Genomic DNA, 8371 nt, shown 5'->3' with positions numbered 1-8371 from the left:
ACGCCCCCTCCGCCACCGTCACGCGCAAAAACACCGCCGCCCTCGGATACAAGCTTGCCAACGACGCCGATGCCTCCCGCCCCGTCTCCGAGGTCACCATCGAGGTGAAGCAACCCCTCCTCACTCTCACCCGCCTCTCTCTTGAGCCCGACCCCGCGCTCTGCTCCGGTAACGTCCTCCAACTCGGCGAGACCGGCAAATACCGGCTCACCCTCACGAACACCGGCTCGGCCCCCGCCTACAACCTCGTATTCACCGAGACCGTCCCCGTCTTCGGCCTCTCCGGCGCCCCCGTCCTTCAATCCGCCACCCTGAACGGTTCGAACATCCTGTCCGCCCTTGCCACGCCCGCCTACGACGCTGTCACCGGCGTCTGGGTGTTCACCCTGGCTGACAACCAGCCCGTGCTGCCCGGTCAGTCATTGGTTCTCGAATACACCTACCAGATCGGGACGTCTCCCACCCTGCGCGGTCAGACCCTGCCCTTCACCGGTACCGTCAACGCCTACCATTCCCTCCCCGCTGGCATCGACGATCCCCCCGGCGTCTCCCATCGCCGTCCCTACGTCGCCGTCGGACCCGCTCCGGGCGACATCATCGTCGGCCTCGAAATCAAGGGCTTCGTTTACAATGACATCGAACCCAACGGTCACCGCGACGGCTTCGAAAATTGGAACGCCGGTCCGCTCGTTTACGTCAATCTCGTCAACAGTGACAACCAAGTGTGCCGCTCCGTTCAAGTGGCCGCCGGCTCCGTGGGCAATTACCTCATCCCCCGCGTCGCTCCCGGCACCTACAAGATTATCGTCACCACCTCCGCGAGTTCCATCACGGCCACCGCGCCCACCGCCTGGCTCTTCCGCTCGCCTGCCGACGGCACCCGCCCCGTCACGCTTGGAGTCGTCGATCTTCAGGAAGAAAACATCGGACTCTACCAAGGGACCGGCGCGCTCACCGGTACCGTGTTTAAGGATACAGGATCAACCGGCGGGGCGGGCGCGAATAACGGCCAGCAGGAACCCGCCGAGCCCGGCATCCCCGGCGTCACCGTTCGCCTCCTCAGCGGAGGCGTCGAACTCGCCACCGCCGTCACCGACGGCTCCGGCCAGTTTGCCCTTTACGTGCCCGCTTCAGTGAGCGCCGGAGCCACGCTCATCATCGAAGAAGTGAACCCCTCCGGCTACATCTCCACCGGAGCCACCCTCCCCGGCGGCGTCACCGGCTCTTACGACCGTGCCGCCGACCGCATCACCTTCACCTACAACCCCGTGGGTTCCATGAGCGGATTCAAGTTGGGCGACGTGCCCGTCAACGCCTTCCATACCGACGGCGCGCAGACCATCCTGCCCGGCGCGACGGCCTTTTACCGGCACACCTTCGTGGCCGGCACCGCCGGCACAATCACGTTCACCTTCTCCAATTCCGCCGCTCCCTCCAACGTCCCCTGGGCGCAGGTCCTGCTCCGCGATGCCGATTGCAACGGCACGCCCGGCGTCGTCCTTGGCGCGACCACCCCCGTCACCGTGGCCGCGGGAGATTCCGTGTGTATCCTCCTCAAAGATACATCCTCCGCCGGCGCGCCCTACGGTGCGGTCAACACAACCACCGTTACCGCGACCTTTGCCTACACCGGCTCCGCCCCCGCCCTCTCCAATTCCGTCCTCACGCGGCAGGACGTCACCACCATCGGCATCGCCGCCAGCGCCGGCCTGCAACTCACCAAGGCCGTGGACAAGACGACCGCCGGCCCCGGCGAGCAGATCACCTACACGATCACCTACACCAACGTCGGCGCCGATTTGCTGGACAACCTCTACATCTACGATGCCACTCCCGCCTACACCACTTTTGTCAGCGCCGGCATCCACGGCCCTCTGCCTGCCGATCTCACCAGCTATACGATCACCGGCCCCGGCTCGCCGGGCTCCGCGACCAACGCCACCCTGCCCGGCTCCGGCACCGGCGGCATCAAGTGGACCTTCGCCGGGGAACTCACCCCTGGAGCGAGCGGCAAAGTCATCTTCACCGTCAGAGTGCAGGACTAAAACACACCCCGCCAAACCCGCCAAACCCGCCGAACCCGGAGCAACCAATCACCTGAATTCCAAATCTCAAAATATGACCTCCACACCACCCAGTCGCATTCCCGTCTTGTCCCGCCTCTGCCGTCTTCTGCTGCCCCCCGCCGCAGGTATCCTGATTTCAATGACGGCATCGGCCCAGCTCGCCTGGACCACCACCCAGGTGGAACTCGCGCCCGCGCCCGGCGAACTCAAGCTCACCGCGCTCTATCCTTTCGCCAACAAAACGCAGGCCACCGTCAGCATCCTCGACATCAAGAGCACCTGCGGCTGCACCGTGCCCGAACTGGAGAAAAAAACCTATGCCCCCGGCGAGTCCGGCGAACTCAAAGTCACCTTCGACATCGGTTCCCGGCAGGGCCCGCAAACCAAGCTCATCACCGTGACGACCGACGCCGGCGAGACCGTGCTCCAACTCGTCGCCAAGCTCCCGCAGCGTCTCGACATTGTCCCGCGACTGGTGCTTTTCCGCGCCAAGGACACCACGCCACAGATTGTTAAAATCGCGTTCCGTGCCGACGGACCCGTTTCCGACGTCACCTATTCCGATCCCGGCCCCGACTTCAAGATCGTGCTGGCCGAGCAACAACCCGGCGCCGACTACACGCTCACGATCACGCCGCTCACCGCCCCCGCCGCCGACCTGCGCGCCACGGTCGTCATCCACAGCAAAGGGGCCTCCGGCCAGTCCTACGCCGACACGCTCTTTCTCCGCCACGCGCTCTGAGTTTTAGAGCCGTTTCATTTAAGCTGTAGCCATTTGATACCTGGTAGGGAGGCATCTCCGAGGCCTCCGAAACCACTCCAACCACCTATGAGTTTCGCATCCTCTCACCACGCACAACGGAAGCCTCGGACGGAGCGCAGCAGCGCGGAGATGGCATCGCCAAAGGCGATGGCCCGAAGGGCTGCCCTCGGCAGAGGGCACAAAGGCCTCCCTACCGTTAAGACGACGGCTACATATCAACTTAAAACGCTCTAGACGCGGCGGCGCTCCTCCGCCGCTGGACGGGACGCCCCATCCCGCAGGTTTGGGCAACGGGCTCTCTGGCGCGCCTCCGACGGCGGAGGGACGGAAAAAGCCACCGCTCCACCATTACCATGAACAACCCGGCATCTCCACCAGCAGTCCCGCCGCCGCCCTCCCTGCCTCCACCCGCACACGGTCTGCTATGGAGCTTTGTGTGTGTGCTTTTCGTCACGGCGGCGGTTTTGTACTGGAGCGGACGGCGCGTCACACGCGCCGAGGCTGCCTTGAACATTCCGGGCGCGCCGGGCATCACCGCCACCTGGCTGCCCACCCCGCCGCAGACAAACAACGCCGCTGGCGACTCGTTGCCGCCGTCCTCCATTGAGCAGATCGTGGCGCTCGATGCCTCCGGGGCTTTTGTTCCCCTGCCGCCGCCCGGAACGACACCGGCGCTCAACCGCCGGCCCAACGAACAACGCTGGTACCGGCTGACCATCGACCCCGCGGCGCTTCCGGCGCGCGCCTGCGATCCCGCCGCTTCCGCCCCCGGCCAGCCGCCGGCCCAAGACGGGGAGCGTCATGGAGTTTTGGATATGGTCGTGCGCATTTACGATTGCATCACGCTCTACACGCCGGCCCCCGGCGGCGGCTGGATGGAGCAGGTGCTGGGCTCGGACGTCTCGCCGCGTGATCCGCGGCACACCCGGCGCCTGCTTGGGTTTGACCTCACGGTGCCTGCCGCGGAGCCGATTACCGTTTACCTGCACGCGCGGGATTACCAACGCCTGCCGCGCCAGTTTCGTTTCTGGCCCGATGGGGGGGACTACGCGGCGCGCGAACGATTTTTACTGACCCAAGGCGCCGCGTTTTTCGCGTTGTGGGCGGGCATGATGGCGTGCGGAGTTTTCCACTACGCGATGTTGCGGCGGCGCGACCAGTTGCACTACGTGGCTTTCATCTCGCTGCTCGGCCTGATGTCGTGGCACGGCAGCGCGATGTTCAAGTTTTTCTATGCGTGGCCGCTCCCCTGGCTGCCGCTGGAAGTGGCGTTCGGGGCGCTGGGCTGCGTGGCGTTGCACCAGCTTTGTCTTTTCGTGCGCTTCTACGTGGATGCGCCGGGGAGCGACCCGGCATTCGACCGCGTGCTGCGTCCGATGTGCCGGATACCCCTGTTGCTGCTGCCCACCGTGGCCGTCTGCCTGTGGCCGGCGGCGACGCTGATTTATCTGCGCTGTTTCATCATGATCCTGACCGGCATCTGCGGGGTGCTGCTGTGGGCGGCGGCGCGGCGCTGGCTGGCCGGGTGCCGGCAGTCGCCGGCGCTCCTGCTTGCCTTCACTCCATATTTTCTGGCGCTCCTGCCCTTGATGGCGGCGGCGGGGAAGACGGATGGTGGCGACGACGAAGTGCGTTTCCTTCTGCTGGTCTGCACCGGATTGCATCTTGTGTTGCTTACGCTCGCCACGGCCTGCCGCCAGCGGATGCTGCTCGGCCAGAGCCTGCTCCTGCACGCCGAACATGCCGCGAACCTTGAGCGCGCAGTGGAGGCGCGCACGCGGGAACTGCGCGAAGTGGGCGACCGGCTTTCCGCGATGGTGGTGGGGCGCAATCGCGTCCTGTCGATCATCGGTCACGATCTGCGCGGTCCGGCCGGCTCATTGCAATCGCTCACACGGATGCTGGCCGACGAGTCGGCGGAGTTCACCAGCGCGGAACTGGCGGAGATTTCCACGGAGATCGCGCGCGCCTGCATGTTGCAGGTTGAACTGCTCAACAACCTCCTCGCGTGGAGCGGATCGGCGCTGGCGTCCACGGGAAGACCCGAGGCGGTGGCTGACGTGCGCGACGCGGTGGGGGAGACCTGGCGGTTGCTGGAGTGGACGGCAGGGACGAAAAAACTGACCTTTACGCAGGATGTTCCCGCCGGGCTCGTGGTGCGGGCGGAAGCATCGCATTTGCAGACGATTTTGCGCAACCTTCTGGTCAATTCGATCAAGTTTACTCCTGCCGGTGGACGGATTCGCGTGGCGGCCGGACTCGTCCCCGCGCGTGATCCGGGGGAGGAGGCGCGCGTGGAAATTCGTGTCAGCGACACGGGCGTGGGCATCCCCCCGGCTCGTCTGGAGCGTTTGCTGGACGGCATCGTGGAAAGCACCCCCGGCACCCAGGCGGAGAAGGGCGTGGGCATTGGCCTCAACCTTTGCAACGAACTGGTGCGCGCGATTGGAGGAACCATCCGGATCACGAGCACGTCACTGGTCGGGACAATCGTTTTTCTGACCCTGCGCAAGGCGACCTGACCATGAGCGCGTCTGGCTCCCGCCTGTATTCGATTTTCAGTTACGTCTGGCTGCCGGGCCTGCGTGTGTTGCTGACCGGCCTGCTGGCGGTGTCGGGTGTGGCCAAGCTAGCCGATGTGGTTGCGTTTGCCGGGGACTTGGAAAACTACCGGATGCTTTCCCCCGGCTCGGTTTCCATGCTGGCGGTCCTGTTCCCCTGCTTGGAGGTAACGCTGGCGGTCACTTGGTGGGTGCGGCGCATCCATGTCCTTGTGGGCGGGGTGGCGCTGGCCTTGCTGGAGGTTTATACTGCGGCGGTTGCCTCCGCGTGGTGGCAGGGACTCGATATTCGCGCCGGTTGTTTCGGCCGGTTTTGCCCGCTGCAACTGGAGGACGTGGTGCTGCGTAATTTCGTGGTGGTCCTGGCAGCCGCTCTGGTGCTGCGGGCGGACATCCGGGCGAGCTTGGAAAATGAAAAGTCCGAAATCAGGCGCGGACTGCAATGATCGCAATCGCTTGTCGGAGCGGCTGCGTCCCCGCCGCCGGACACGCGCCCGCTCCGGCTGGCCTTTTGCTTCGCTTCAGGCCGCACTTCGGGGCTTGCTCCGGAGTTCTTTGTGGAGCAAGGGCTACAACATGTTTGTTTTGGACAACGCGTCTGATTTTGCGTGGAGTCGCGGCATGAGCTCCAAATCAACCCGCCCGGCCAGCGAGACCCGGAAAAACACCGCCCGCAAATCGACTGCGTCCGTCAGGGCGTCATCGTCGCGCAAGGGACGTCCCACGCAGGCGGACGGGTTGCGGAGCACGCGGGAGGCACATGCGCGGGAGACGGCGGAGGATTACGTGGAGGCCATCGCCGAACTGATCGCTGAGACGGGCGAGGCGCGTGTCACCGATCTGGCCAAAAAATTTGGGGTGACGCATGTGACGGTCAACCGAACCGTGGCCCGGTTGCAGCGTCTGGGATACGTGACATCGTTGCCCTACCGGTCGATTTTCCTGACCGATCTGGGCCGGGAGACAGCCACGGCGTCCAGAAGGCGGCATGAGATTGTGGTGGAGTTTCTGCGTTTGCAGGGCGTGCCAGAGGCGGCGGCGCAGCGCGACGCCGAGGGCATTGAGCACCATGTGAGCGCAGAGACGCTGGCGGTTTTCGAGCGGGCGTTAAAACGGGCGCAGGTAAAGTGATGTTCATCGGTTTATTTTGTCTCACGCGGAGACGCGGGGAACGCAGAGAAAACCCATGTTGCTAATTATAAATAAATTAAAAATATTACATTTCCCTCCCTCTGCGTTCTCCGCGACTCCGCGTGAGACAAAATAAACCGACAATGCCCTGGTGCCAATTTTCGCCAGACGCGGCGCAGCCGCGCCTTCCGGATGGGTGGTGCTTCGCACCGTCGGCGGGTCGGGAGATCCGCCCTCCAAAGGTCGCCGCTCAGGTAAAGAGGTGGCGGTGGAATTCGGGCGGGGTGGGGGCGGTGGCGCGAAAGGTGTGGGTGCGGCCCCGCCATTCGTAGTCGAAGCTCGTGGCGTGCGAATGCAGGCAGAGGCGTTTGATGGCGTGTTGTTTCCCAAATGCGCGGTTGGCCGCGAAATTTCCATAGGTGGCGTCGCCGACAATGGGGAGGTGGCGTTGCGCGCATTGCACGCGGAGTTGATGGCTGCGTCCGGTGCGGGGAGTGAGTTCCAGCAGGGCAAGGGGGGGGGGGGCCGTCGCGTTGCTGGCGCAGGACGGTCATGTGCGTCTCGGCAGGGAGGTTGCCGCCGGTGCCGGTGCGGATGTGGCCGCCTTTTTTCTGCACGGCAAGGCGGTCGCGCCAGACTTGGCGGGCTTGCGAGGGGCGTCCGAAGACGAGGGCGTGGTAAATTTTGTGGATTTGTTTGCGCTGAAACAGGGCGCGGATTTCGCGGGCAAGGGTTTCGTCGGCGCAGACGAGAATGACGCCCGAGGTGCCGGAATCGAGGCGGTTGAGCAGCCAGAGGCGATGGGGGGGGGGGGCGGTTTCGCGGCTGTCAGAGAGGCCAGAGGCCAGAGGCCGGAGGAGGCCAGACTTCGGTTGCGAGGCGTCCTCTGTTTTTTGTTTTGTCCATTCGTAATACTCGCCGTCGGGGTGGTAGCGGGCTTGGAGGAGGGAGCGGGGGGCGTCGCCGGGGGTGTTGGGATGGGCAAGGATGCCGGCGGGTTTGTTGAGGGCGGCGAGGCCGTTGGTGTCGTGCGTGAGGAGTTGCACGCCGGGACCGAGGATGTCGGAGACCAGAGGCCAGAGGCCAGCGGCCAGCGGGCGGACTTCGGTTGCGGAATTTTTTCCGTCTTCCGGCTTTTGTTTTCTGACCTCCGGGCTCCGGCCTCTGGTCTCTGGCTTCTGGCCTCTGTCGTTCGGCCTCTGTCTTCTCATTGGTAGTGAAAGGTGAAGGTGATCTCTTGCGACTGGCCGAGGACGGAGATCATGTCTTCGGTCCATTCGCCGTAGGGGGCGCGGGCTTGGATGGCGTTGACGCAGTTGTATTCGGAGGGTCGGGAGCCGTTGCTTTCGACTTTGAGGATTTCGGTGATTTCGCCTTTGGCGTTGAGGACAAATTTGACGAGCACGCGGGTGCCGGTGGGGGGATAGACGGCACTGTTGAGGATGAGGCGTTCCCACTGGACTTGCACGGTGTCGATGAGGCGTTGGAGGTATTCGCCGTAACTGCTCCAGTGGGCGTCGTAGGCAACGGCTCCGATGTTCTGGGTGCCGATGTCGTTTTTCATGATGGGGCTGGGACGGGCGCGGGTGGTCGTGACGACCGCACTCGCGGGCAGGCGCGGGCGGGGCATGGGGTGGGCGCGGTCAATGCGATAGGTAGGGGTGCCGTCGGCTTGGCGGGTGTCGGTGCCGGGGTGGGCGGGAACGGGGGTGCTGGTGGTGCCGGGGGCGTTGTCGGCGGTACCTTGCAGGTTTTCGTAGCCGGGGAGGGGTTTTGATTCCGATTCCAATCCCAATTGCGCGGCGTCCGCCGGGGGCGCGGGCGGGGGCGGAGCGGGTGTCGGGGGAGGC

The 8371-nt window shown here is 64.7% G+C and carries 5 protein-coding genes and 2 pseudogenes; 5 read left to right on the top strand and 2 right to left on the bottom strand.

The window, feature by feature from the left end; all coding sequences use genetic code 11:
- From OBACDRAFT_RS03675 to mntR, 5 genes and pseudogenes are all read left to right on the top strand, one after another.
- A pseudogene (locus OBACDRAFT_RS03675) lies at positions 1 to 2045 on the top strand (DUF11 domain-containing protein); the annotation flags it as partial.
- A gap of 73 nt (positions 2046 to 2118) precedes the next feature.
- On the top strand, positions 2119 to 2808 hold the full coding sequence (locus OBACDRAFT_RS24925) for a DUF1573 domain-containing protein (protein ID WP_052361033.1): 690 nt from the start codon (positions 2119 to 2121) through the stop codon (positions 2806 to 2808).
- A 374-nt stretch (positions 2809 to 3182) separates the two neighbouring features.
- Positions 3183 to 5351: a sensor histidine kinase gene (locus OBACDRAFT_RS03665; protein WP_081721788.1), complete on the top strand. Its 2169-nt coding sequence runs from the start codon at positions 3183 to 3185 to the stop codon at positions 5349 to 5351.
- A 2-nt stretch (positions 5352 to 5353) separates the two neighbouring features.
- A complete protein-coding gene (locus OBACDRAFT_RS03660) occupies positions 5354 to 5836 on the top strand; it encodes a MauE/DoxX family redox-associated membrane protein (protein ID WP_052361031.1) in 483 nt (160 codons plus the stop codon).
- 175 nt (positions 5837 to 6011) lie between these two features.
- Positions 6012 to 6521, top strand: a complete 510-nt coding sequence (mntR, locus tag OBACDRAFT_RS03655) for a manganese-binding transcriptional regulator MntR (protein ID WP_043582888.1) — start codon at positions 6012 to 6014, stop codon at positions 6519 to 6521.
- 65 nt (positions 6522 to 6586) lie between these two features.
- Here the strand turns inward: mntR and OBACDRAFT_RS03650 are convergent, their stop codons facing one another.
- The gene (locus OBACDRAFT_RS03650; protein WP_232766606.1) at positions 6587 to 7732 is read right to left on the bottom strand and encodes a pseudouridine synthase; all 1146 of its coding nucleotides are present in this window, start codon (positions 7730 to 7732) and stop codon (positions 6587 to 6589) included.
- A pseudogene (locus tag OBACDRAFT_RS03645) lies at positions 7729 to 8371 on the bottom strand (hypothetical protein); the annotation flags it as partial. The gene OBACDRAFT_RS03650 and the pseudogene OBACDRAFT_RS03645, both read right to left, overlap by 4 nt.

The organism is Geminisphaera colitermitum TAV2 (assembly GCF_000171235.2).
In the GTDB taxonomy this organism is placed as follows: domain Bacteria; phylum Verrucomicrobiota; class Verrucomicrobiia; order Opitutales; family Opitutaceae; genus Geminisphaera; species Geminisphaera colitermitum.
This window is presented reverse-complemented; position numbering and strand designations above follow the sequence as displayed.